This is a genomic window from Hymenobacter defluvii, from assembly GCF_017589435.1.
Taxonomy (GTDB): domain Bacteria; phylum Bacteroidota; class Bacteroidia; order Cytophagales; family Hymenobacteraceae; genus Hymenobacter; species Hymenobacter profundi.
Genome location: NZ_JAGETX010000140.1, coordinates 1 through 262 on the forward strand (window position 1 = coordinate 1; position 262 = coordinate 262).

Annotated in this window: 1 protein-coding gene; it reads left to right on the forward strand. The window is 40.5% G+C overall.

Features of this window, described 5'->3' with window-relative positions:
- Positions 1-38 precede the first annotated feature (38 nt).
- Positions 39-262: glycosyltransferase (locus J4D97_RS24120; protein ID WP_432207238.1), on the forward strand; the 224-nt coding region annotated here is incomplete at its 3' end.

Below are 262 nucleotides of genomic sequence, written 5' to 3' on the forward strand. Positions count from 1 at the left end.
TTATTAGTAATCCGTTAAATACAAAGAATATTTCAGTTATCCCTTTTCCGTCTGCCAACAAGTTATTGATAGCATGTGTCGCTAGACTAGATTGTGCATTCAAAGGGCAGGATATTCTGCTACAGGTTCTAAGTATGGCACCTTGGACGGGGCGAGAATATCACTTGCGATTATACGGATCCGGGCCGCATCTAGAGTATTTGCAGTCTTTAATTAAAATGTATAACCTGCAGGACAAAGTAACTATAGAAGGGCATGTGCA